The following is a 23,169-nucleotide window of genomic DNA, read 5'->3' as shown; positions in this document are numbered from 1 at the left end:
AATGCAGACAGACTTCAAGACATCATTCTGTAAAAACCCTTCGCTATACAGGACGGCCCGCTTATAACAAAAGGCCGTTCACTCATGACCTTCCCGCCGCAGCGCTTGTCCCTCGCCGCTATTTTGTTGATCACCGCCGGCACCGCCCACGGCAAAACCGTGCAGATCGATACCGCCACCACCGCTTCGCAGACCCTTGGCGGCAGCGACACGCTGACGATTTCGGCACCGGGCAGCATTACCAACAGCGGCAAGGCTGTGAGCCTGAAGGACCAGACCAGCGGCGTCGGTGTGGTTGTCGATAACGCGGGGAGAATCGTTTCCACCGGGGGTCGGGCCATCGACAGCAGTGGAGACCTGACCCAAGCGCGCAATTACCGGATCTACAACCGCAGCGGCGGGCAAATTCTGGGCGCCAACGACGCGCTGCGTATCGACAGCAATTTCGTCAGCGGCAGCCTGTTGATCGACAACAGTGGTGTGATTCGCTCCACCACCGGCCAAGGTCTGGACCTCGATGCCCTGCGCAGCGACGGGGTCAGAACCACCATCATCAACCGCGCGGGCGGGCTGATTCGCGGCGATGCCAGCGACGGCATGAAGACCGGCGCCAACGCGACCATCACCAACTACGGCGAAATCTCCACCGGTGACTCGCACAACGCCGACGAGAAATTCGACGGCATCGACATCGACTCGGCCAGCGGCGTCAGCGTGACCAACTACGGAGTGATTTCCGGCGGCCGCCATGGCATCACCACCGACCTCGGGGCGACGCTGGTCAACTATGGGCAAATCACCGGGCGCAACGGTTCCGGGTTCGGCTCCGACGGCGACGGCACGGTGATCAACCACGGCACCCTTACCGGCGCTTACTCTGGGCTGCAAGCGAACGGGGATGGCGACGGGGTGGATATCGACAAAATCGCTCACATCGAAAACTACGGCACCATCCAAGGCGTTGGCGCCGGGGGCGTGGACAAGGGCGGGTTCGCCAACGGCAGTGAGGGCATCGCCCTCGGCGGCGGCTATATTCTCAACGCCAATGGCGCACTGATCAGCGGGGCCAACAGCGCCATTCTGGTGGACGACGGCAGCGGCGGTTCAGGGCTGGCGGCGACCACTCTGGAGAACTACGGCACCATTCGAGGCCTCGACGGCTTCGGCGTGAAATTCGTCGGCGAGTTCGCCGACACCGTGATCAACGGCGGCACCATCAGCGGCAGCGACGGCCTGGCGCTCGACCTGGGGGGCGGCAACGACAGCCTGACCCTGCGCAATGGCAGCCGTTTCGTCGGCGTGGTCGATGGCGGCAGCGGTTATGACCGGGTGGTGATGGACGACGCGGCGGGCGGCAGCTTCGGCGCCAGCCGCGATTTCGAGTGGCTGGAAGTCCGGCAAGGCGCGTGGACACTCACCGGCAACGGCGATTTCAGCGACGGCGGTGCGGTTCGCAATGGCGCCACCCTGATCAATCAGGGCGGCATCGCCGGCAGCCTGACGGTAGACGCCGGCGGTGTGTACGCCGGTGGCGGCTCGGTGGGTAGCCTCGACGTCAACGGTACGCTGCGTACCAACACCGGCCTCGGGCGCGCAAGCATCGTGCATGATTTGAACATGGGCAGCGGATCGACCCTGGCCTACGGGGTCAACGCCGACGGCAGCAGCGCCCCGGTGCAGGTCGGCGGCACGGCCAACCTCAACGGTGCGACCCTGGCGGTAAATCCCGGCAGCGGCACCTATCCGTGGCAGAGTCATTACACCGTGCTGCAAGCGGCCAGCGTCAACGGCACCTTCGGCAAGGTCACCAGCGATTACGCATTCCTCACGCCTACCCTGGCCTACACCCCGACGCAGGTCGATCTGACCTACACCCGCAATGACGTGGCCTTCAGCCAATTCGCGGCGACCGGCAACGGCAACAACGCGGCCAGCAGCCTCGCTTCAATGGGCAAGAACAACGCGCTGTACAACGCCCTGCTCAACACCACTCAAAGCACCGCGGGTGCGGCGATCGAACAACTGGCCGGCGCCAGCAATGCCAACCTGACCAGTGCTACCCTCGGCGCCAGCAGTCAGGTCGGCAACAGCATGCTTGCGGCGATGCAGCAGATGGGCGGCAGCCCGGGATTGATGGTCGGCCTTGATCAGCGAGAAACACCTGTACTGGCGGCCAATGGCGTACCGACCGAGGCGCGCAATCTGAATGATCCGAATGCGCGCGGACGCCTGTGGCTGCAAGCCATCGGCGGCTACGGCAAGCTCGACGGCGAACACGGCAACAGTGGCCTGGAGCAACGCACCAAGGGCAGCGTGCTGGGTGCCGAATGGGCGCTGAACCCGCAATGGCGCCTCGGTGTGCTCGGCGGTTATTCGAAGACTGATCTGGACGCGACCGGCGTCGATGGCAACGTCGAGAGCTGGCACGCCGGCGTCTACGCACTGCGCCAGAGCGGCCCGCTTTCTCTGCGCCTTGGCGCGGCGTACAGCGGCCATCAGGGGGAAAGCAAACGCACCGTGGCATTCAACGGTTTCAGTGATCGGCTCAAGGGTGATTACGACGCCGACAGCCAGCAAGCCTTCGCCGAACTCGGCTACGCCATGGGCAGCCGCTGTCTCAGCGCCGAGCCGTTCGCCAGCCTTGGCTACCAGCGCTACCACCGCGACCGTTACCAGGAAAAGGGAGGCGCCGCCGCACTGGACGTCGACAGCCAGACCCAGGACAACTTCAGCAGCACCCTCGGCCTGCGTCTGGCGCACCTGAGCAGTCTGGACAACGGCATGAGCCTGACCCCGCGCCTGGCCGCAGGCTGGAAGCACACCTACGGCGCTGTCAGCAGCTCGACGCGTCAGGCATTCGTGGTCGGCGGCACGGCATTCAATGTTGATGGCAGCGCCCTGGATCGCGACAGCCTGGTACTTGAAGCCGGGCTGGATGTGGGCATTTCGGCACGACACTCCCTGGGGCTGGGTTATAGCGGCGAGATGGGCAGCAACAGTCGCAACCACGGGTTGGTCGGACAGTGGCAGATGAATTTCTGATTGTTGAACAGCCGGTAGCGTCTGGATTTTCGTAGGAAAAGGCCCTGCCGGGCGCGACTAAAATTACTGATCACGCGTCCTGCGGTGATTTTCTACAGTGAAGCTCCGATGTCGCCTGCAAAGCAGTGAGAAGCAGCTGACATCGGTTTTTCTGCAGCAAAAATAGAGTGGGGTCTCCAATCCAGAGAGGCCCGATTCATGCCCGGACACTATAAGTTTCGCCCCCTCCAACTCGCCGTGGCGATTGCACTGGCAATCGGATGGAGCAGCGTCTCCAATGCCCAACAGCCGGACATCCCGGTCGCCGAGAACGCGGCTGAAACCAAACCCAAAAAGCCTCGAAAAAGAACGCCAAAACCACCCGTAGAGTCAGACGGCCTCTCAACGATTGAAGAAGTCATCAGTCAAAGCCCTGCACCCACCGCCATCGAACCCGTGGACAATCTTCCAATGGGTCAGACATTGGCTGGGGAAACGCTGGCGGAAAGCTCTGCCAATAACGCCGAACACCAGACACCCGACCGGGGCAAGCCGTTTGAGCCTCTACGCGACGAATCCCTGGAGCAACTGGCAAGCAGCACGAATGCTCGCACGCTCGCAAAAAGCCTTGAAGAAAACCCCGTCCCATCTGAACAACCTCAAGCGCCTGGCGCATTACCCCAGCCTGTACGGCCCGAAACGCCTGCCATACCGTCGAATGCCGCCATCAGCGCCCTGCTCGACGCCAGTACACCCACGGCCAGCCTGGCACTCGAGCAACTTGCCGCCGGCAGCAACGCCAACCTCGCCAAAGCCACATTGAGCAGCGCCAGCCCGGTCAGCGCGAGCATGCTCTCGGCCATGCATCAGCTGGGCAACCGCAAGGGTACGCAGGGTTCGGGCAGTGCGCCGCGTCTTGCCGCTGGCGGTGAAGGCAGCGGGCGGGTCTGGCTGCAGGCGCTGGGGCACGGAGGCAAGGTCGATCGCGACTTCGACAGCGCCCTGAAACACTCCACCCATGGCCTGGTTCTGGGTGCCGACTGGCGATTCGATGAGCAATGGCATCTCGGCCTGATGGGTGCAAAAGCCCAAACCCGCTTCGACGCCCGGCAGTTCGACGGCGATCTCGACAGCTGGCACCTTGGCGCATACGCGTTGCGCCAGGATGGCCCTTTCGCCCTGCGGCTGGGCGCCAGCTACGGTGGCCATGACGGCAGCGGCAAGCGTAGCGTTGCCTTCAACGGTTTCAGCGACCGGCTCAAGAGCAGCTATAAGGCCAGCACTCAGCAAGTGTTTGCCGAGGTCGGCTACAACCTGGGCCGCGGCGACGTCAGCATCGAACCGTTTGCCGGTGTCGGGTATCAGCGCTACCAGCGTGACGATTACACCGAAAAAGGGGGGGATGCGGCGCTGAAGGTTGATGGTCAGACGCAGGCGAATCCGACCAGCACGGTCGGCCTGCGCATGGCGAAAACCAGTCATCTGCCCAACGGCCTGCAACTGACGCCGCGCCTGAGCGCGAGCATGAAACGAACCTACGGAGCGCTTGATAACGAAACGCGCCAGCAACTGGTCAAGGGCGGCAAAAGCTTCGAGGTAATCGGTGCCGGGACAGATCGCAACCTCTTTAGCCTGGATGCAGGTCTGGACCTGACGCTGTCCACTCGCAACACCCTGGGCGTCGGCATCAGCGGCGACGCCGGCTCTGATAGCCGCAGCTATGGCGTGACCGGCCAGTGGCGAATGGAGTTCTGACCCAACGCTCGTGTAGGAGCTGCCGCAGGCTGCGATCTTTTGATCTTCAAAAGCAAAATCAAAATCAAAATCAAAAGATCGCAGCCTGCGGCAGCTCCTACCAAGAGCAGCGTATTGCAGGCGAAAAAAAAGGGGAGCACATGCCCCCCCGAGGTTTAAAGCGTTGGATCGCGGCGGTTATCTCAGCCTTCGATCTCGATCAGGATTTCACCCGGATTGACCCGGTCGCCCTTGGCGACGTGGATGGCCGTGATCTTGCCGGCAATCGCTGCCTGGACTTCGGTTTCCATCTTCATCGCTTCGGTGATCAGCACGGCCTGGCCCGCCTTGACGGTGTCGCCTTCCTTGACCAGCACATCGACGATGTTGCCCGGCATGGTGGTGCTGACGTGGCCCGGTGCGGATGCCTGTTTGCGTTTGCTGCTGCCACCGCTGACGAATTCGTTGAGCGGCTCGAACACCACTTCTTCCGGCATGCCGTCGATGGACAGGTAGAAGTGACGTTTGCCTTCGGCCTTCACACCGACACCGGTGATGTCGACGCGATAGGTTTCGCCGTGCACGTCGATGACGAACTCGGTCGGCACGCCTTCGCCACCGGCCTTCGCCACACCACCGGCCTCGGGGATCGGCAACAGCACTTCCGGCGTCAGGGTGCCGGCGGCACGCTCTTCAAGGAACTTGCGGCCGATGTCCGGGAACATGGCGAACGTCAGCACGTCCTCTTCGGACTTGGCGAGTGCACCGATATCGGCACGCAGCTTGGTCATTTCCGGCTTGAGCAGATCAGCCGGACGCACATCGATCACTTCTTCGCTGCCGATGGCCTGGCGACGCAGTTTTTCATTCACCACGCCCGGCGCCTTGCCGTAACCGCCCTGCAAGTACAGCTTCACTTCGTTGGTGATGGTCTTGTAGCGCTCACCGGCCAGTACGTTGAAGAACGCCTGGGTACCGACGATCTGCGAAGTCGGGGTCACCAGTGGCGGGAAACCGAGGTCTTCCCGAACACGCGGGATTTCCGCCAGCACTTCGGCCATGCGATTCAGCGCGCCCTGCTCTTTCAACTGGTTGGCGAGGTTGGAGATCATCCCGCCCGGCACCTGGTTGACTTGCACACGAGTGTCGACGGCAGTGAATTCGCTTTCGAACTGGTGGTACTTCTTGCGCACGGCGTAGAAGTACAGACCGATCTCCTGCAGCAGTTCCAGATTCAGGCCGGTGTCGTACTCGGTGCCCTTGAGCGCTGCGACCATCGACTCGGTGCCCGGATGGCTGGTGCCCGAGGCGAAGCTGGAGATCGCGGTGTCAATGTGGTCGGCGCCGTTTTCAATGGCCTTGAGCTGGCACATGGCAGCGAGGCCTGCGGTGTCGTGAGAGTGGATGAACACTGGCAGCGACTGCTCGGCTTTCAGTGCGCGAACCAGTTCGCCGGTGGCATACGGTGTCAGCAGACCGGCCATGTCCTTGATCGCCACCGAGTCGCAACCCATGGCTTCCATCTGCTTGGCTTGCGCCACGAACGCATCGATGGTGTGCACCGGACTGGTGGTATAGGCGATGGTGCCCTGGGCGTGTTTGCCGGCAGCCTTCACCGCTTCGATGGCCACGCGCAGGTTACGCACGTCGTTCATTGCGTCGAAGATACGGAACACGTCGATGCCATTGACCGCTGCCTTGGCGACGAACGCCTTGACCACGTCATCGCTGTAATGGCGGTAGCCCAGCAGGTTCTGTCCGCGCAGGAGCATTTGCAGGCGAGTGTTGGGCAGCGCGGCGCGCAGTTGGCGCAGGCGCTCCCACGGGTCTTCTTTCAGAAAACGTACGCAGGCGTCGAACGTCGCGCCGCCCCAGCACTCCAGCGACCAGTAGCCGACCTTGTCGAGCTTGTCGCAGATCGGCAGCATGTCTTCGGTGCGCATGCGGGTGGCGAGCAGCGATTGGTGAGCGTCGCGCAGGATGGTATCGGTGACAAAGATCTTCTTGGACATTGTTGTATTCCTCACAGGCCTGCGTGGGCGGCAATGGCGGCGGCGATGGCCAGGGCCAGCTCTTCGGGTTTGCGCTTGATCGAGTAGTTGGTCAGTTCCGGGTGGCTTTCAACGAAGCTGGTGTTGAACTGACCGCTACGGAATTCCGGGTTGCGCAGGATTTCCTGGTAGTACGCGGCGGTGGTTTTCACGCCTTGCAGACGCATGTCGTCCAGTGCCCGCAGGCCACGGTCCATGGCCTCTTCCCAGGTCAGCGCCCAGACCACCAGTTTCAGGCACATCGAGTCATAGAACGGCGGAATGGTGTAGCCGGTGTAGATCGCCGTGTCGGTGCGCACGCCCGGGCCGCCGGGGGCGTAGTAACGAGTGATCTTGCCGAAGCTCGGCAGGAAGTTGTTCTTCGGGTCTTCGGCGTTGATGCGGAACTGCAACGCGAAACCACGGTGCTGGATGTCTTCCTGCTTCACTGACAGCGGCAGGCCGGAGGCGATGCGGATCTGTTCGCGGACGATGTCGATCCCGGTGATTTCTTCGGTGATGGTGTGCTCCACCTGCACCCGGGTGTTCATCTCCATGAAGTACACCTCGCCCTCGGCGAGCAGGAACTCCACGGTACCGGCGTTCTCGTAACCCACAGCCTTGGCCGCACGTACCGACAGGTCGCCGATGTAAGCGCGCTGTTCCGGGGTCAGTTGCGGGCTGGGGGCGATCTCGATCAGCTTCTGGTTGCGGCGCTGGATCGAGCAGTCACGCTCGAACAGATGCACCACGTTACCGAAGCTGTCGCCGAGGATCTGCGCTTCGATGTGCTTGGGATTGACGATGCATTTTTCCAGGAACACTTCCGCCGAACCGAAGGCCTTGGTCGCCTCGGAGATCACCCGGGGGAAATTCTGTTCGAGTTCTTCGCGGCTGTTGCAGCGACGGATACCGCGGCCGCCGCCACCGGAGGTGGCCTTGAGCATCACCGGGTAACCGATGCGGTCGCCCTCGGCCAACGCTTCCTCGATACCCGACACGTTGCCTTCGGTGCCCGGGGTGACCGGCACGCCGGCCTTGATCATGCTGCGCCGGGCTTCGGTCTTGTCGCCCATGCGGCGAATGACTTCTGCCGACGGGCCGATGAATTTGATCCCGCGTTCGGCGCAGATGTCTGCCAGCTCAGCGTTTTCCGAGAGGAAGCCGTAACCGGGGTGCAGTGCATCGCAACCGGTTTCCACCGCCAGGTTCACCAGCTTGCGCGGGTTGAGGTAACCGGCCAGTGGCTCGGCACCGATGCTGTGGGCTTCGTCCGCACGCTTCACATGCAAGGCATGGCGGTCGGCGTCGGAAAAAATCGCAACCGAGCGAATGCCCATCTCGGCGCAGGCTCGCACGATTCGTACGGCAATCTCACCACGGTTGGCGATCAGGATCTTTGTTATCACTTGGAGGTTCCCTTGAGCCGGTGGCACCACGACCTGCTAGACCCAGGTCGACGCGTGACCAAATGTTTCAATTTGGTCGCAGCCCCACACTAGCGCTCGCAAGGGATTAACAAAAATGAATAAAAATTGGGTCAGGCATAAGCAAAGACTTATAGTTAAACCACCAGCCCGCCGACAGAGCCTGTAAGAAATGCGTAAGTCCTTGATGCGTATGACATTACGCCAGTTGCAGATTTTCAACGAAGTGTGTGATTTGCGTTCCTACAGCCGCGCAGCTGAAGAAATGTCTCTCACACAACCGGCCGTCAGCCTACAGATCCGTCAGCTCGAAGAGCTGATCGGCCAGCCATTATTCGATTATGTCGGCAAAAAACTCTACATGACCGAGGCTGCCGAAGCCCTTCAGCGCGCCAGCCGGGACATCTTCGGGCGCCTGGAAAACCTCGATATGCAGCTGTCTGACATGCAGGGCTCGTTGCAAGGCCAGTTGAAACTGGCGATAGAATCCAGCGCCAAATACTTCGTGCCGCACCTGTTTGCCGCCTTCAAGCGCCAGCACCCGGAAGTGAACTTGCAACTGACGGTGGTCAACCGCGGGCAGGTGATTCGCAGGCTTTCGGACAACCGCGACGATCTGGTGATCATGTCGATGGTGCCGCAGGACATGGGCCTGGAGTTTCTGCCGTTTCTGAACAATCCGATTGTCGCCGTGGCGCGCCCGGACCATCCGTTGGCACACATGGGGCCGCTGCGTTTGCAGGATCTTGAACCTTACACGCTGCTGATCCGCGAACCGGGTTCGGGCACACGCTTGGCCTGTGAAGAGTATTTCAAGGAAAAACGCGTGCACTTCACCCAGACCCAGGAAGTGGCCTCGGCCGAAGCCCAGCGTGAATGCGTGGTGGCGGGTCTGGGCCTGGCGCTGTTGACGCGCCACGCCCTGAACCTGGAGCTGGCGACCGGCGGCCTGGTCGAGCTGCCGGTCGAAGAATTGCCGCTGTTTCGCAGCTGGTGCCTGGTGCAAGCCAAGGCCAAACGCCTGTCACCGGTGGCGCACGCCTTCCTGGCGTTTATCCGCAGCGAACGGGTGCAGATCAGCGCGCTGGTTGAGCGCTTCGACGGGAAGCTGCCGGTGCTGCCTGCCAGTAGTTGAGTTCGATGTCCTCGGGAAAATCGCTGATTTCGCTTTGAAGCTGACGAAGTTCGAAGCGATCTTCGATGGCGCGACGGAATTCCATGCGGCGCTGGTCTTCCTGCTGACGACGGGTTTTCGCGGCGCTGTTGCGTTCTTCGTAGGGCTGAGCCATTTCGAGTCTCCCAAGGCGAGTACGGGAGTTTCACGATAGGCAGACGGGATGACGGTTTGGCTGCGCCTGGGTTACAGGCAGATGAAAGTTTGCACTCAAAAGCAAAGATCGCAGCCTTCGGCAGCTCCTACATTGGAATGCATTTCCATGTAGGAGCTGCCGAAGGCTGCGATCTTTTGATCTTAATCGTCCAAGGCTTTCACGGCCTTCGGCGACAGGCGCAGGCTGCGCAGGCTGCGCTTCACGCTCTTCAGGTGATTAACCAGGCTCGGCCCGCGCGCCATGGCCACGCCCATCGCCAGCACATCGATCACCACCAGGTGCGCGATGCGCGAGGTCAGCGGCGTATAGATTTCGGTGTCTTCGTGCACATCGATCGCCAGGTTGACGGTCGACAGTTCGGCCAGCGGTGTCTGGCTCGGGCACAGGGTGATCAGCGAAGCACCGCTCTCGCGCACCAGGTTGGCGGTGATCAGCAGGTCCTTGGAGCGCCCGGACTGGGAAATGCAGATCGCCACGTCGGTGGGCTTCAACGTCACCGCCGACATCGCCTGCATGTGCGGGTCGGAATACGCCGCCGCCGTCAGCAGCAAACGGAAGAACTTGTGCTGCGCATCCGCCGCCACCGCGCCCGAGGCACCAAACCCGTAGAACTCGACGCGCTGCGCCTGCGACATCAGCGTCACCGCGCGCTGCAATTCCACCGGGTCGAGCTTCTCGCGAACCTCCATCAGGGTGTGCAGGGTGGTGTCGAAAATCTTCAGGCTGTAGTCGGCGACCGAGTCGTCTTCGTGGATTGCGAACTGGCCGAAGCTGGCGCCCGCGGCCAGGCTTTGCGCCAGTTTGAGCTTGAGATCCTGAAAGCCGGAGCAGCCGATGGCCCGGCAGAAACGCACAATGGTCGGCTCGCTGATGCCGACGCTGTGGGCCAGGTCGGCCATGGAACTGTGCATCACCGCCGCAGGGTCAAGCAGCACGTGGTCGGCGACCTTGAGCTCCGACTTGCGTAACAGGTGACGTGACTGGGCGATGTGTTGCAGCAGATTCAAGGGGCTGGACTCTTCTTATGGGCAAGGATGTAGCACGCTTGTAGTTATACTACATGAATTGGCTTTTTGCCTGCTCAATGCGTAACTCCATGTCCCCATATCAGGCGCGATGGAGTACATGTAGCCCTAAAGCGGATTTCCCTGTTCACGCAACAGCCCGGCCAGACGCTCGGCTTCCACCGGACGACTGATCAGATAGCCCTGCACTTCATCGCAGTGTTCGGTGCGTAAAAATTCCAGCTGTTCCTGCCGCTCGACACCTTCGGCCACCACTTTCAATGACAGCCCGTGAGCCATGGCGATGATCGCCCGGGTGATCGCCGCATCCTCACTGCCCTGCCCCAGTCCACGAATGAACGCCTGATCGATCTTCACGTAATCCACCGGAATCCGTTTGAGGTAACTGAGCGACGAGTAGCCGGTGCCGAAATCATCGATTGCCAGCTTCACCCCCAGATCGCGCAGTTGCTGGAAGGTCGCGATGATGTGTTCGACGCTGTCGAGCAACTGGCTCTCGGTGAGCTCCAGTTCGAGGTAGTGCGGCGCCAGCCCGGTTTCCTCCAGCACCTGGCGCACCAGACTGACCAGTTTGCCCTGCCGCAGTTGATGCACCGACAGGTTCACCGAAACCCGAATCGGCGCCAGCCCCTGGCGCTGCCATTCGCAGGCCTGCCAGCAGGCCTGGCGCAGCACGAATTCGCCGATCGGCCCGATCAGCCCGGTTTCCTCGGCCAGACCGATAAAGTTCCCCGGCGGCACCCGGCCCATGGTCGGATGATCCCAGCGCACCAGCGCTTCCGCCGCATTCAGTCGCCCGGTTTGCAGGCACAGCTTCGGCTGATAGAACACCTTGAGCTGTTTGTCTTCGATGGCTTTGCGCAGCTGGTTTTCCAGTTGCAGGCGCTCAAGGGTGCTGGCCTGCAGGCTGTCGGTGTAGAACTGGAAATTGTTGCCGCCCAGATGCTTGGCGTGTTGCATCGCCATGTTCGACTGACTGACCAGCGCGGCAATCTCTCGGGCGTTGTCCGGCAGCATGCTGATGCCCATCGAGGCGCTGACCACCAGTTCATGCCCTTCGACCGTCAACGGCAGGCGCAGCTTGCTCGACAGCCGCGTGGCGACCCGCGCCAGACTCGACAGGTTGCCGTAGGCATCGAACAGCACGGCAAACTCATCGCCGGACAGTCGGGCGATCGTGTCCGCTTCCGGCAAGGCATTGACCAGCCGCCGGGCCATTTTCTGCAGCAACTGATCTGCCACTTCATGGCCGAGGCTGTCATTGAGCAGCTTGAAGCGGTCCAGATTGATGTGCAGCAACGCCAGACTCCGGCGTCCACCCTGACGCACGCGCTGATGGGCTTCGTGCAGACGTTCGCGGAACAGCGAGCGGTTGGCCAGCCCGGTGAGTTCATCGTAGTGCGTCAGGAAACGCATGCGCTCTTCGGATTCACGCCGCGCGGAAAGATCGGCGAAGAAGCCGACGATATGGCTGACGTTTCCCCGACTGTCGCGCACCGCGTTGAGTTGCAGCCACTGCGGATACAACTCACCGTTCTTGCGGGTTTCCACCAGTTCGCCCTGCCAACTGCCGTGCTGCTCCAGCGCGTGGCGGATCGCGACGTAATGCCGGCGGGCATCTCGACTGCACGGCAGTTCGACGACGTTGCGCCCGAGCATGTCTTCGATGTCATAACCGGTGACCCGGCTGAACGCCTGATTGATCGCGATCAGCGCGTAGTTCGGGTCGAGAATGACGATGCCTTCGCTGGCCGCCTCGAACACCGTGGCGGCCAGACGCTGCTGTTCCTCGAGGCTTTTGCTGGCGCTGATGTCGCGCCGGGTGCCGACCATGCGGATCACCTGCCCGTTATCGCTGCGCTCCACCGCACGGCCACGGTCTTCGATCCACACCCAATGACCGTCGCCGTGGCGCACGCGGTACTCGATCTGATAGTCCTCGGTGCGGCCCTTCAAATGCTCGATCAGCGCCTGCTTGAGCGACGGCACATCCTCGGGGTGCAGCCGCGGCTTGAGGTCGCGCAGGATCGCCGTGACGTATTCCGGCGCAAGGCCGAACAGTTCCTGAATCTGCGTGTGGTGAACTTCGTCGGTCTGCAGGTTCCAGTCCCACAGCCCCAGCTCACTGGCCTTCAACGCCAGAGCCAGACGGGCTTCGCTTTTGCTCAGCGCCTGATTGGCGACGTCCAGTTCGCGGCTGCGCTGCGCCACCCGGTCTTCCAGCTCGATCTGCGCCTCGCGCAGTGCACCTTCGGCACAACGCCGCTGTTCGACCTCTTTGCCAAGCGCCTGATTGAGCTGCTCGCTGCGGCTCTGCGCCTGCTGCAAATGCTCAATCAGGTGCTGATTCTGAAAACGCCGCAACAAACCGCGATCAATCAGTCGATTGACCTGCCACGCCACCACGCTCAGCGAGCCGAGCAGAATCAATCCCAGCCAGCCCCAGCCCCGCGCCTGATCATCACCGCCCCAGAACAGGTAGCCGATCGCTGGCAGCAGGCACGGCAACGTGAACGACAGAAACGCCGGCAGGCTGACCGCGTAGGCGACGCTGGCCGACAAGGTCGCGGCGCCGATCAGGCCGAACACCCAGGCTTGCTGCATGAAGTTGTCGGCAGGCACCAGCGCGATGCCGGCGCCGGCCAGGGTCAGACCGGTCAGGGTCGAGCCGAGCAGGAACATGCGGAACCAGATCGGCTGGGCCTGACGGTCGGGGATTGCCGAATCGAACGCGGCGACCTGAATCACCCGCAGCGCCACCAGCGAGAGCAACCAGACCAGCCAGATACTGACCACGAAATAGCGCTGCGGGCTCCAGATCAAACCGGCGCAGACCAGACCATTGATCAACATGAAGAGGGTGGGCAGCAAAGAGCCCTGATACAGCAGACGCGTGCGTTCGACCGCCATCGCGGTGGCGTAGTGTTTGCGGATAACCCGGGGTTCCACGGAGGGGCCCGACAGTTCGGAGCTGAGGGTCATGGGCAACGTTCTTGTTCTTATTAGGACGGGCATGCGCCCGAAATGTGCACGGAGCATACACAAGCCAACCCCGTTGCCAAACTGCTCCAGATCATAATTTGAACGAAACTTTCCCCCGCCCGATCACCGGCAAAACCCGCAGAGCGAGGCGGGCCGAAGCCTGTAGCCAGTGACCGACCGGTCGTCATCGGCGGCACTTTCATCGGCTAATGCAAAGCTCGGTTTGCCCGGGCCTGCGGCGCACCCTAGAATGCCCCGATGCGCGATGATCTCTCCCTTCTGCTGAACTCCCTCAACGATGCCCAACGTCAGGCCGTAGCAGCCCCCGTTGGCCGTCAGTTGGTCCTGGCCGGTGCCGGCTCCGGTAAAACCCGAGTGCTGGTGCACCGTATCGCCTGGTTGATCCAGGTCGAAAACGCCTCACCCCACTCCATTCTGTCGGTGACCTTCACCAACAAGGCCGCTGCCGAGATGCGTCATCGCATCGAGCAGTTGCTGGGTATCAACCCGGCCGGCATGTGGGTCGGCACCTTCCACGGCCTGGCGCACCGCTTGCTGCGTGCGCACTGGCAGGAAGCCGGCCTGAGCCAGACCTTCCAGATTCTCGACAGCGACGACCAGCAACGATTGGTCAAGCGGGTGATCCGCGAGCTGGGGCTGGACGAGCAGCGCTGGCCGGCCCGTCAGGCTCAGTGGTTCATCAACGGGCAGAAAGACGAAGGTCTGCGTCCGCAACACATTCAGGCCAGCGGCGACTTGTATCTGGCGACCATGCGCGGCATCTATGAAGCCTACGAGGCTGCCTGCCAGCGCGCGGGCGTCATCGACTTCTCCGAACTGCTGCTGCGCGCCCTCGATTTGTGGCGCGATCACCCGGGCCTGCTGGCGCACTATCAGAAGCGCTTCCGCCACATTCTGGTGGACGAGTTCCAGGACACCAACGCCGTGCAGTACGCCTGGTTGCGTCTGCTGGGCAAGGGCGGCGACAGCCTGATGGTGGTCGGCGACGACGACCAGTCGATCTACGGCTGGCGCGGGGCGAAAATCGAGAACATTCATCAGTACTCCTCCGACTTCCCGGATTCGGTGACCATTCGTCTGGAGCAGAACTACCGCTCCACCGCTGGCATCCTCAAAGCGGCCAACGCCTTGATCGCCAACAACACCGGACGTCTCGGCAAAGAGTTGTGGACCGACGGCGGCGACGGCGAGGCGATCAACCTGTACGCCGCGTTCAACGAACACGACGAAGCACGCTACGTTGTCGAAACCATCGAAAGCGCGCTGAAAACCGGCCTGGCCCGTAGCGATATTGCGATTCTCTACCGCTCCAACGCCCAATCGCGCGTTCTCGAAGAAGCGTTGCTGCGCGAGCGCATTCCGTACCGCATCTATGGCGGCCAGCGCTTCTTCGAACGCGCGGAAATCAAGAACGCCATGGCCTACCTGCGCTTGCTCGAAGGTCGCGGCAACGACGCGGCGCTGGAGCGGGTGATCAACGTCCCGGCCCGTGGCATCGGCGAAAAAACCGTCGAAGCGATTCGCGAGCACGCACGCCACAGCGATGTGTCGATGTGGGAAGCGATGCGGCAACTGGTCGCCAATAAAGGCCTGACCGGTCGCGCTGCCGGCGCCTTAGGTGCGTTTATCGAGCTGATCGAGAACCTTGCCGCCAAGTGCATGGAAATGCCGCTGCACCTGATGACTCAGACCGTCATCGAGCAATCGGGGCTGATTGCCTATCACGAAGCGGAAAAAGGCGAGAAAGGCCAGGCCCGGGTGGAAAACCTTGAGGAACTGGTCAGCGCCGCGCGCAATTTCGAGAACACCGAAGAAGACGAAGAGCTGACGCCACTGGCGGCGTTCCTCGGCCACGCGTCGCTGGAAGCCGGCGACACCCAGGCCGACGAACACGAAGACAGCATTCAGCTGATGACGCTGCACAGCGCCAAAGGCCTGGAATTCCCTTACGTGTTCCTGGTGGGCATGGAAGAAGGCCTGTTCCCGCACAAGATGAGCCTGGAAGAACCGGGCCGCCTTGAGGAAGAACGGCGGCTGGCCTACGTCGGCATCACCCGCGCCATGCAGAATCTGGTGATGACCTACGCTGAAACCCGACGCCTGTACGGCAGCGAAACCTACAACAAGGTCTCGCGTTTCGTACGGGAAGTGCCGAAAGGTCTGATTCAGGAAGTACGCCTGTCGAACAGTGTCAGCCGACCGTTCGGCGGCAATCAGTCGATGAGCGGCAGCAACCTGTTCAGCGGCAGCGAGATTCCGGAAACCGGCTTCAGCCTGGGTCAGGCGGTACGCCATTCGATCTTCGGCGACGGCGTGATTTTGAACTTCGAAGGTGCCGGCGCACAGGCGCGGGTGCAGGTGAATTTCAGCGAAGGCAGCAAGTGGCTGATGCTGGGCTACGCGAAGCTGGAAGCTATCTAAAAACGAAAAGATCGCAGCCTGCGGCAGCTCCTACAAAAGCACGCTCCCCTGTAGGAGCTGCCGCAGGCTGCGATCTTTTGATTTGAAAGGACAGTGCAAATGGGCTCAGGCTTCTTCTCTTCCTGGACATTCTGGGCCCTGCTCTCGGCGACGTTCGCCGCGCTGACGGCGATCTTCGCCAAAGTCGGCATCGAAAACGTCAACTCCGACTTCGCCACCCTGCTGCGCACCATCGTGGTACTCGTCAGCCTGGCCTTGATTTTGTACGCCACGGGCCAATATCAATCCTTGGGATCGATTTCTGCCAAGAGCTATCTGTTCCTGCTGTTGTCCGGTCTGGGAACAGGCGCGTCGTGGCTGTGCTATTTCCGCGCGCTGAAAGTCGGCCCGGCTTCGCTGGTCGCGCCGGTGGACAAGCTCAGCGTGGTGCTGGTGGCGGTGCTCGGCGTGATCCTGCTGGGAGAGAAGCTCGACCTGCGCCAATGGGGCGGCATCGGCCTGATCACGGCCGGTGTGGTGATGCTGGCGTTCCGTCGTTAAGCGATTTCTCGCTGAACCTATCCCTTTTTCCTACAGACAAAAGTACATGGCCTTATTGCTTCGACGGAGCTGAACGTAACCTGTCAGGCAAAAGCCCGAAACACTCTCTCGCTAGCCAGTAACACTTCAGCTGTGCAACATGGCGCGCGTGTCTCCACAAACGGGAATTCCCTTTATGAAACGTTTTCTTAGCATCGCCATGGCGTTGTGCATCGGCCTGACGATGAGCCTCGACGCCAACGCCAAGCGCTTTGGTGGTGGCAAAAGCGCCGGCGCTGCGCCGACGCACCAGACCAGCCAGATGGCTCCTTCTTCCCCAGGCATGGGCGGCGCAGCAGCGACCGCTGGTGCAGCCGGCGCTGCCGGTGCCGCGGCCAAGGCCGGCGGCGCTTCGAAATGGCTCGGCCCTCTGGCCGGTATCGCCGCCGGTGGCCTGCTCGCATCCATGTTCATGGGCGGTGGCTTCCAGGGCATGCAGATCTTCGACATCCTGATCATGGCCGTGATCGCGTTCGTGATCTTCCGCTTCATTGCCGCTCGTCGACGCAAGCAGCAGGAGCACCTGGCCCCGGCCGGCGCACCGATGCAGCGTGAAGTGTTCGAGCAGAAGCCTGCTGCCATGGGTTCGATCTTCGGTGGTTCGGCCGCTCCGGTTGCCGCTCGTCCGGTGATCAACGCACCGGCGTGGTTCAACGAGCAGAACTTCCTTGCCGCCGCGCGCAGCCATTTCCAGTCGCTGCAGCAGCACTGGGACGCCAACGAAATGGACAAGATCGCCGAGTTCGTGACCCCGCAAATGCTCGACTTCCTCAAGCGTGAGCGTGCGGACCTGGGCGACGGCTTCCAGTCGACCTACATCGACAACCTGCAGGTACAACTGGACGGCGTGGATGATCGTGCCGACAAGACCATCGCCACCCTGACCTTCAGCGGTGTGTCGAAGACCTCGCGTTTCGACCAGGGCGAAGTGTTCAGCGAAAGCTGGAACATGGAACGTCCACAGGGCGAAAACCAGCCTTGGCTGGTGGCCGGTATCCGCCAGAACGGCTGATCCCTCGGCGTTACGCATGCGGTAATAAAAACCCCGGCCTCGGCCGGGGTTTTCTATTTCGCGGTTGCATCTATAGCGAGCTACTGTATAAACCGGCCCATATAAACCGCGCCATTCAAGCAAGAGGATCCCGGACGTGGAAGAAATCATCGAACAACTGCGCGACGCCAACGAACCCGTACCGGTTCCCCTGGAGTTGCCTGACGAAGACCAGTTGGTGGAGATCGAGGAAGAACTCTTCATCAACATCCCGTTCGTCTTCAAAGAGTTTCTGCTGACCGTCAGCGATGTGGTTTACGGCAGCCTCGAGCCGGTGACCGTCACCGATCCGCAATCGCACACCTACCTGCCGGATGTCGCGGCCAACGCCTGGGACGCTGGCGTACCGCGGGACCTGATCCCGATCTGCCAGGACGGCGACAACTACTACTGCGTCGAAGAGGACGGCACCGTGGTGCTGTGGTCCGGCGAAGAAGAGCTGATCACCGAAGAGTCCTGGGAATCGGTGTGGCACTGGGCGCGGGACGTCTGGCTGGAAAGCTGATCCGCCAGACGCCCGACTGGGTCAGTGCCCCGACGATTCCTTATGGTTGTCGAGGGTTTCCAGCAGGGCCACCTGCATCCGCGTGTGCACCCGGATGAACCAGCGCCAGAGCAGCGCCGCCACGGCGGCCGCGACCACGGCGACCAGCACCAGCAACTTGTTGGTCGGCAGAATACTGGCCGACAAGGCTGCCAACAGCAGGAAAATCACCAGCAGCGAGAGGATCGGGATCACTTCGGAGATCACCCGCCGTACTCGCTGTGTGTGCCGCCCGGCCATTTCCGGCTTCACGCCCATCTCCGCCAGCAGCATCGACAACGCCTTGAGCTTGCGATACGCCGCGATCAGGAACGGCAGCGACAGCAGCAGCGCCCCGCCCCAGATCAATGCCTTCTGCCAGCTCGGATCAGCGATCCAGTCCTGCATCCACACCGACAGCCGTCCGGCGAAAAACGCACCGCTGAAGAAAATCGCAATCACCAGCGCCAGATTGACCCCGACCTGCAACAGGATCCGCCGGATCATCGCCGCCAGCATCGCGCCCTCGCCTTGCGGCTGAATGCTGCGCAGCCATTCGCCATACATGCCGAACACCCGGCCCAGACGCTTGGGCACCGCCGCCGAAAGCTTGATCGACAGCGGGTCAGCCGCACGGATCAGGTACGGCGTCAGCAGCGTGGTGATCACCGACACCGCCACCGCGACGGGATACAGGAAGTTGCTGGTGACCTGCAGCGTCATCCCGAGCGCGGCAATGATGAAGGAAAATTCGCCAATCTGTGACAGCCCCATCCCTACGCGCAGTGAGGTGCGTCCGTCATTGCCGGCGATAAAGGCACCGAGGCCGCAGGACAACATCTTGCCGAGCACCACCGCTACGGTGATTACCGCGATCGGCCACGCATACTGCAGCAGGATCATCGGATCGAGCATCAGGCCGATCGCCACAAAGAAGATCGCACTGAACAAATCGCGAACCGGCTCGATAAGGCGTTCGATCTTCAGCAACTGCCGCGACTCGGCCATGATCGCGCCGATCAGAAAGGCGCCGAGCACCATGCTGTATTCGAGCTTGACCACCAGCAGGCAGAAGCCGAAACACAGACCTAAAACGGTGATCAGCAGCATCTCGTTGCTTTCGAATTTGGCCACGTAAGCCAGCAGACGCGGCACCAGCAGGATGCCGACCACCAGCGCGACGATCATGAACAACGACAGCTTGCCGACCGTGGAGAACACTTCGCCGGAGCTGACCGTGCCGCTGACCGCGATGCTCGACAGCAGGGCGATGATGCCGATGCCGAGGATGTCCTCGACGATCAACACGCCGAAGATCAACTGCGCGAAGCGCTCGTTCTTCATCTTCAGGTCGTTGAGCGCCTTGACGATGATGGTGGTCGAGGAGATGGCGAGGATTGCGCCGAGGAACAGCGAGTCCATGGTGTTCCAGTCGAACCAGCGGCCGATTTCATAGCCGATCCAGATCATCAGGACGATTTCGAGGAACGCCGCGATAAACGCCGTGGCGCCGACCTTGAACAGCTTGCGCAGGCTGAACTCCAGGCCGAGACAGAACATCAGGAAGATCACCCCCAGCTCGGCGAGGGTCTTGATGGTTTCTTCGTCGTGGATCAGGCCGAACGGCGGGGTGTGCGGGCCGATGATGAAACCGGCGACGATGTAGCCGAGCACCACCGGTTGCTTGAAGCGGTGAAACAGCACGGTGACCACACCTGCGACCAACATGATCACTGCCAGGTCCTGAATAAAGCTGATGGCATGCATGGTGTGGGCTCCTTGTATGAACTGACCCGCAGGCAGACATTCAGAAAGGTCTGAGCGAGTTGGGTAAAAATCCGCTTATCGTGTGGGAATTGCCCTTGGGCAGGGCCTTTTGCAGGTTAACACCGCGACTTCCGGCTGGAAGGCGGTGCAATATAAGGAAACAGATCGATCCCGGCGTGACGACAACCAGCCGCCTGGCGTCCCGATAACGGTGCTTTTGAAAAAGCGGCCAGGCACCCGCAGAGGTGCTTCCAGCAATCCAGCCTTGATCCGTGAGAACGTTATGGAACCCGGAAACGCCCAACTGTCGATGACGGTATTGATGACACCCGACATGGCCAACTTCTCTGGCAATGTCCACGGCGGCACCCTGCTCAAATACCTCGACGAAGTGGCTTACGCCTGCGCGAGCCGCTATGCCGGCCGCTACGTGGTGACGCTGTCGGTGGATCAGGTGATTTTCCGCGAGCCGATCCATGTCGGCGAACTGGTGACCTTCCTCGCCTCGGTCAACTACACCGGCAACACCTCAATGGAAGTCGGCATCAAAGTGGTGACCGAGAACATCCGCGAGCGTTCGGTGCGCCACACCAACAGCTGCTTCTTCACCATGGTCGCGGTGGATGACCAGCGCAAACCGGCGGCCGTACCGCCGCTGCAACCGCAGAACAGCGAAGACAAGCGTCGTTACATGCAGGCGCAGCAGCGTCGGCAGATTCGCCAGGAGCTGGAAAAGCGTTATCAGGAGATCAAGGGCGACGCCTGAGAACAAAAGCAAAAGATCGCAGCCTGCGGCAGCTCCTACAGAGGACTAATGTTCACCCTGTAGGAGCTGCCGCAGGCTGCGATCTTTTTGCTTTTAGCTGGTTACAGACTGATCGCCGTCGCCTCGAACTTCACCCGCGGATGCGCAATCCGGTCCTGCGCCCTGACCAGTTGCAGCTCATAGCTGGCACACGCCTGTGTCTCCAGCAGCACCTCATGCACCGCCGCTGCGGTGAACTCGAACGCCGCCACCAGACTGTCGCCCAACAGCACCCGCGCCAGGAAGAGCCCGGACGTCAGGTCGCCCACGCCCACCGGCTGACGCGGAAACGCCAGCAACGGACGGCGCAGGTGCCAGCTTTCGTCAGCCGTCACCAACAACATCTCGAAGCCATCCGCCGGTTTGCCCGGATAATCCAGATGCTTGACCAGCACTGCTTTCGGCCCACGCGCCAGCAGCGCCCGGGCCATCGCCAGGCAATCGAACAGCGACTGCGGCTTGCGTCCGGAGAAACTGTCCAGCTCCAGCTGATTCGGGCACATGATGTCTGCCACCGCCGCCGCTTCTTCCAGCAGAAAATCGCTGACTTCGGCCGGCACACTGCAGCCTTTCTCGGGATGGCCCATCACCGGATCGCACAGGTACAGCGCCTTCGGATTGACCGACTTGATGCGCTCGACACCCCGCAGAATCGCCCGGCCCTGTGCCGCGCTGCCCAGATAACCGGAGAGCACCGCGTCGCAATTGCCCAGCTCACCGATGGCGGCGATGCCTTCGACCAGTTCGGGGATCTGATGCGGCGCCAGCACTTCACCGGCCCACTGCCCGTACTGGGTGTGGTTGGAAAACTGCACGGTATTGAGCGGCCAGACATTCACCCCGACCCGCTGCATCGGAAACACAGCGGCGCTGTTGCCGGCGTGGCCGAAGACCACATGGGACTGGATGGCGAGCAGATGAGGCGTACGTTTCATTCGGGTTATTCCGTAAAACGATTGAAATTCAAGCCGCGCAGTATGCGACGAAACACAGCCTGTACGACAGACCGGCGACGCAGTTAAGCTGCGCCTATCTTTTGGAGTTTCCTGTTGATGCTGACCCTCGAAAACATCTTTGTGCTGATGCTGTTCGCCGCTGCCGGCGCCTGGCTATGGCACAACCACGGCTTGCGCGAGCGGGCGCTGGAGCGGGTCAAGCAGCATTGCATCAACGTCGGCGTCGAGTTGCTGGATGGCAACGTCGCCTTGAAGAAAATCGGTTTGATCAAGGATGCCAGCGGTCGGCGGCGTCTGGCCCGGGTCTACAACTTCGAGTTCACCGTGACCGGTGAAACCCGGCACAACGGCACCATCACCCAGTTTGGCGCGCACAGCGCTTCGATCGAACTGGCGCCCTACCCGGCTCCGTTCGACGACACGCCACCGGTGGTCGAGGTCACTCGTCCACGGGCCGAAGTGATCGAGTTGAGCCAGTGGCGTCAGGAACACAACAAGTGGAAGCCTTGAGCTAACCCGTTTGCACCCGGCATTGCGTCAGGCCTGACTGCAAATCATCGATACTTTGCGCATCGGCAAAGATCAGCTCGATGCGCGAATCCCGGCGCCACTCACTGGGCTTCCACTCCAGCTCGGCGTTATCCAGAGCATTGGCCGAAACCCAGCCCTGCTCGCTGTGGATGACCAGTTTGGCTCTTCTCCAGCCCAGCGCCTTCAACCACAGGCTCAGGCGTTGAGTATCGAATTTCTGCCCAGGGTGCCAGCGCCAGCCGATGCTCCAGCCACCCTCCTGCGCCTGACTCAGGCAGATCGGCGATGCCGGATCACTCCAGACCGCCGCAATCGCCCCCACACCCTGCGGCACCACGAGGTTATCCGCACCCGCCACCGCTTGCGCAGCCGCGCCGGGCAACGCGTGCAAAGGCAGTTGCGCCTGCTGGGTCCAGATCAGTCTCGCTGACGGCAAACGCTGCACGATGGTCTGCCGCACAGCCTCGTCCAGACCTTCTGCCTTGTTCAGCAACAGCAGACCAGCGCTGGCCAAGGCGTCCTGCTGAGCGGGCGGCAATGCTTTGCCGGCGGCCAGCGCCTGGGCATCGAGCACCAGCACACAGGGCTGCAGCGCCAGTACACCCAGCCACGGCGCCTCGCCTAACTGCTTGAGCAACTGCGCTGGATGGCCCAGCCCGGACGGCTCGATGAACAACCGATCCGGTCTGGCCTTGCGCAGCAAACGGCCGAGGCCGATCTGAAACGGCGCACCATTTACGCAACACAAACAGCCTCCGGCGACTTCGCCCAGTGCGATACCATCGGCGTCGCGGGTCAGCAGCGCGGCGTCGAGGCCGATCTGGCCGAACTCGTTGATCAGCACTGCCCAGCGCTCGCCTGCCGGTCGCTGGGCCATGAGCTGGCGAATCAGGCTGGTCTTGCCGGCGCCCAGAGGGCCGGCGATGACATGGGTAGGAATGTTCTGCAACATGGCTGGGCGTTTT

The 23,169-nt window shown here is 61.7% G+C and carries 17 protein-coding genes; 9 read left to right on the top strand and 8 right to left on the bottom strand.

Going from position 1 to position 23,169, the window contains the following annotated elements; genetic code table 11:
• Window positions 1–84 precede the first annotated feature (84 nt).
• Together DBR18_RS02445 and DBR18_RS02440 are read left to right on the top strand one after the other, a co-directional pair.
• The gene (locus DBR18_RS02445; RefSeq protein WP_108589123.1) at window positions 85–3,042 is read left to right on the top strand and encodes an autotransporter domain-containing protein; all 2,958 of its coding nucleotides are present in this window, start codon (window positions 85–87) and stop codon (window positions 3,040–3,042) included.
• Window positions 3,043–3,240: 198 nt separating this feature from the next.
• A complete protein-coding gene (locus DBR18_RS02440) occupies window positions 3,241–4,776 on the top strand; it encodes an autotransporter domain-containing protein (RefSeq protein ID WP_108589122.1) in 1,536 nt (511 codons plus the stop codon).
• Window positions 4,777–4,958: 182 nt separating this feature from the next.
• On the opposite strand, the gene oadA is transcribed toward DBR18_RS02440, so the two are convergent.
• Both oadA and DBR18_RS02430 read right to left on the bottom strand, forming a co-directional pair.
• Window positions 4,959–6,767 carry a sodium-extruding oxaloacetate decarboxylase subunit alpha gene (gene oadA / locus DBR18_RS02435; protein ID WP_108589121.1) on the bottom strand — a complete coding sequence of 603 codons (1,809 nt, stop codon included), beginning with the start codon at window positions 6,765–6,767 and terminating at the stop codon, window positions 4,959–4,961.
• An 11-nt stretch (window positions 6,768–6,778) separates the two neighbouring features.
• On the bottom strand, window positions 6,779–8,194 hold the full coding sequence (locus DBR18_RS02430) for an acetyl-CoA carboxylase biotin carboxylase subunit (RefSeq protein ID WP_041073867.1): 1,416 nt from the start codon (window positions 8,192–8,194) through the stop codon (window positions 6,779–6,781).
• A 190-nt stretch (window positions 8,195–8,384) separates the two neighbouring features.
• On the opposite strand from DBR18_RS02430, the gene DBR18_RS02425 reads away from it, so the two are divergent.
• Window positions 8,385–9,347 carry a LysR family transcriptional regulator gene (locus DBR18_RS02425; RefSeq protein WP_108589120.1) on the top strand — a complete coding sequence of 321 codons (963 nt, stop codon included), beginning with the start codon at window positions 8,385–8,387 and terminating at the stop codon, window positions 9,345–9,347.
• On the opposite strand, the gene DBR18_RS02420 is transcribed toward DBR18_RS02425, so the two are convergent.
• The 3 genes from DBR18_RS02420 to DBR18_RS02410 form a co-directional block, all read right to left on the bottom strand.
• The gene (locus tag DBR18_RS02420; protein ID WP_007962241.1) at window positions 9,289–9,501 is read right to left on the bottom strand and encodes a PA3496 family putative envelope integrity protein; all 213 of its coding nucleotides are present in this window, start codon (window positions 9,499–9,501) and stop codon (window positions 9,289–9,291) included. The two genes, DBR18_RS02425 and DBR18_RS02420, sit on opposite strands and share 59 nt — an antisense overlap.
• 182 nt (window positions 9,502–9,683) lie before the next feature.
• Complete coding sequence (gene hexR / locus DBR18_RS02415; protein WP_007962240.1) at window positions 9,684–10,550, bottom strand: transcriptional regulator HexR; 867 nt, start codon at window positions 10,548–10,550, stop codon at window positions 9,684–9,686.
• 126 nt (window positions 10,551–10,676) lie between these two features.
• Window positions 10,677–13,550 (bottom strand): bifunctional diguanylate cyclase/phosphodiesterase, encoded by a 2,874-nt coding sequence (locus DBR18_RS02410; protein ID WP_108589119.1) that lies wholly within the window; start codon window positions 13,548–13,550, stop codon window positions 10,677–10,679.
• Between the two features lie 258 nt (window positions 13,551–13,808).
• On the opposite strand from DBR18_RS02410, the gene uvrD reads away from it, so the two are divergent.
• From uvrD to DBR18_RS02390, 4 genes are all read left to right on the top strand, one after another.
• Window positions 13,809–15,992, top strand: a complete 2,184-nt coding sequence (uvrD, locus tag DBR18_RS02405; RefSeq protein ID WP_108589118.1) for a DNA helicase II — start codon at window positions 13,809–13,811, stop codon at window positions 15,990–15,992.
• Window positions 15,993–16,091: 99 nt separating this feature from the next.
• Window positions 16,092–16,532 carry an EamA family transporter gene (locus DBR18_RS02400; protein ID WP_016984014.1) on the top strand — a complete coding sequence of 147 codons (441 nt, stop codon included), beginning with the start codon at window positions 16,092–16,094 and terminating at the stop codon, window positions 16,530–16,532.
• Window positions 16,533–16,707: 175 nt separating this feature from the next.
• A complete protein-coding gene (locus DBR18_RS02395; RefSeq protein ID WP_007962237.1) occupies window positions 16,708–17,583 on the top strand; it encodes a Tim44 domain-containing protein in 876 nt (291 codons plus the stop codon).
• Window positions 17,584–17,719: 136 nt separating this feature from the next.
• The gene (locus tag DBR18_RS02390; protein WP_108589117.1) at window positions 17,720–18,127 is read left to right on the top strand and encodes an SMI1/KNR4 family protein; all 408 of its coding nucleotides are present in this window, start codon (window positions 17,720–17,722) and stop codon (window positions 18,125–18,127) included.
• 21 nt (window positions 18,128–18,148) lie between these two features.
• Here DBR18_RS02390 and DBR18_RS02385 read toward each other — a convergent pair whose 3' ends face one another.
• On the bottom strand, window positions 18,149–19,912 hold the full coding sequence (locus DBR18_RS02385) for a cation:proton antiporter (RefSeq protein ID WP_007960872.1): 1,764 nt from the start codon (window positions 19,910–19,912) through the stop codon (window positions 18,149–18,151).
• Between the two features lie 283 nt (window positions 19,913–20,195).
• Here DBR18_RS02385 and DBR18_RS02380 point away from each other — a divergent pair, with 283 nt between their 5' ends.
• Window positions 20,196–20,678: an acyl-CoA thioesterase gene (locus DBR18_RS02380; RefSeq protein WP_003229693.1), complete on the top strand. Its 483-nt coding sequence runs from the start codon at window positions 20,196–20,198 to the stop codon at window positions 20,676–20,678.
• A gap of 101 nt (window positions 20,679–20,779) precedes the next feature.
• Here the strand turns inward: DBR18_RS02380 and pdxY are convergent, their stop codons facing one another.
• Window positions 20,780–21,652, bottom strand: coding sequence for a pyridoxal kinase PdxY (pdxY, locus tag DBR18_RS02375; RefSeq protein ID WP_108589116.1), 873 nt, complete (start codon window positions 21,650–21,652; stop codon window positions 20,780–20,782).
• A gap of 117 nt (window positions 21,653–21,769) precedes the next feature.
• On the opposite strand from pdxY, the gene DBR18_RS02370 reads away from it, so the two are divergent.
• Window positions 21,770–22,183, top strand: coding sequence for a DUF3301 domain-containing protein (locus DBR18_RS02370; protein WP_108589115.1), 414 nt, complete (start codon window positions 21,770–21,772; stop codon window positions 22,181–22,183).
• A 1-nt stretch (window position 22,184) separates the two neighbouring features.
• Here the strand turns inward: DBR18_RS02370 and DBR18_RS02365 are convergent, their stop codons facing one another.
• Entirely contained in the window at window positions 22,185–23,156 is a 972-nt protein-coding gene (locus DBR18_RS02365; RefSeq protein WP_108589114.1) for a GTP-binding protein, read from the bottom strand.
• Between the last annotated feature and the right edge of the window lie 13 nt (window positions 23,157–23,169).

Source organism: Pseudomonas sp. HMWF021 (assembly GCF_003061005.1).
GTDB lineage: Bacteria > Pseudomonadota > Gammaproteobacteria > Pseudomonadales > Pseudomonadaceae > Aquipseudomonas.
The sequence above is the reverse complement of the archived record's forward strand: the minus strand, read 5'-3'. Positions and strand labels throughout refer to the sequence as shown.

Bases quoted from the DNA above. Each gene is read 5' to 3' on its own strand.
- DBR18_RS02365 (WP_108589114.1), bottom strand. From the start codon at position 23,156: ATGTTGCAGAACATTCCTACCCATGTCATCGCCGGCCCTCTGGGCGCC.
- uvrD (WP_108589118.1), top strand. From the start codon at position 13,809: ATGCGCGATGATCTCTCCCTTCTGCTGAACTCCCTCAACGATGCCCAA.
- DBR18_RS02370 (WP_108589115.1), top strand. From the start codon at position 21,770: ATGCTGACCCTCGAAAACATCTTTGTGCTGATGCTGTTCGCCGCTGCC.
- DBR18_RS02425 (WP_108589120.1), top strand. From the start codon at position 8,385: ATGCGTAAGTCCTTGATGCGTATGACATTACGCCAGTTGCAGATTTTC.
- DBR18_RS02395 (WP_007962237.1), top strand. From the start codon at position 16,708: ATGAAACGTTTTCTTAGCATCGCCATGGCGTTGTGCATCGGCCTGACG.
- DBR18_RS02440 (WP_108589122.1), top strand. From the start codon at position 3,241: ATGCCCGGACACTATAAGTTTCGCCCCCTCCAACTCGCCGTGGCGATT.
- DBR18_RS02400 (WP_016984014.1), top strand. From the start codon at position 16,092: ATGGGCTCAGGCTTCTTCTCTTCCTGGACATTCTGGGCCCTGCTCTCG.
- DBR18_RS02410 (WP_108589119.1), bottom strand. From the start codon at position 13,550: ATGACCCTCAGCTCCGAACTGTCGGGCCCCTCCGTGGAACCCCGGGTT.
- oadA (WP_108589121.1), bottom strand. From the start codon at position 6,767: ATGTCCAAGAAGATCTTTGTCACCGATACCATCCTGCGCGACGCTCAC.
- DBR18_RS02380 (WP_003229693.1), top strand. From the start codon at position 20,196: ATGGAACCCGGAAACGCCCAACTGTCGATGACGGTATTGATGACACCC.
- DBR18_RS02445 (WP_108589123.1), top strand. From the start codon at position 85: ATGACCTTCCCGCCGCAGCGCTTGTCCCTCGCCGCTATTTTGTTGATC.
- pdxY (WP_108589116.1), bottom strand. From the start codon at position 21,652: ATGAAACGTACGCCTCATCTGCTCGCCATCCAGTCCCATGTGGTCTTC.
- DBR18_RS02420 (WP_007962241.1), bottom strand. From the start codon at position 9,501: ATGGCTCAGCCCTACGAAGAACGCAACAGCGCCGCGAAAACCCGTCGT.
- DBR18_RS02385 (WP_007960872.1), bottom strand. From the start codon at position 19,912: ATGCATGCCATCAGCTTTATTCAGGACCTGGCAGTGATCATGTTGGTC.